Genomic DNA, 850 nt, shown 5'->3' on the forward strand with positions numbered 1-850 from the left:
AGAACTTGTTCACGATCTATCCGCCGCTGGACTGAAAATAGGCGGATGAGAAAGAAATACGCCAGTGATATCAGCCGGGAGAAGTTTGAAGAGATCGTGCCACTGCTGCAAAGCGTGCGCCGACGCACGAAGCCGACGACAGTGGACTTGTATGAGGTGTTCTGTGCAGTGCTGTACCTGCTAAGAACGGGTTGCCAGTGGCGCTTCTTGCCCAGCGACTTTCCCAAGTGGCGCACGGTACATTCGTACTTTGCCAAGTGGAGTGAGCCCGACGAGCACGGCATTAGCGTGCTGGAACGGGCTTTAAAAAAATCAGGTTGGCGCGGCCCGCGAGAGACTGGGGCGCAGCGTCTTGCCCACACTCTTGATCGTGGATGCGCAGAGCGTGAAGAACACGGACACAGCGGCTTTGAAGGGCTATGACGCGGGCAAGAAGGTCTCGGGTATCAAGCGCCATATCGGTGTGGATAGCCAAGGCTTGCCGCACGCGGTTGCGGTGACGACCGCAGAAGTCACGGACCGCAAGGGTGCGTTACAAGCCATGCGTCGGTGCAAGAGCCGTTTGGGTACGGTGCAAAGCGTGCTGGCAGATAGTAGCTATACGGGCAAGCCCTTTGCACAAGGCGTGCAGGAGATACTGGGTGAGCACGTCGCCGTGCAGATTGCCAAGCGTAGCGAGTTGCATACCTTCAAGGTGATGCCAAAGCGCTGGATCGTGGAGCGTAGCTTTGCTTGGCTGGAGAAGAACAGGCGGCTGTGGAAAAACTGCGAGCGCCACATCAACACCAGCCTGCAGTTTGTCCACCTGGCTTTCTTGGCCCTGCTGCTCAGAAGATCGTGAACACGTTCT

At 57.1% G+C, this 850-nt stretch carries 1 protein-coding gene; it reads left to right on the top strand.

Features of this window, described 5'->3' with window-relative positions; genetic code table 11:
• Positions 1-45 precede the first annotated feature (45 nt).
• Positions 46-841, top strand: a protein-coding gene (locus AC07R0_RS25705; RefSeq protein ID WP_495107031.1) for an IS5 family transposase whose coding sequence is annotated in 2 segments (ribosomal slippage) — positions 46-306 and positions 308-841 — 795 coding nt in all. Because the reading frame shifts where the segments join, the coding sequence is not laid out codon by codon here.
• The last annotated feature ends 9 nt before the right edge of the window (positions 842-850 follow it).

This window comes from Rhodoferax sp. GW821-FHT07F03, assembly GCF_059418745.1.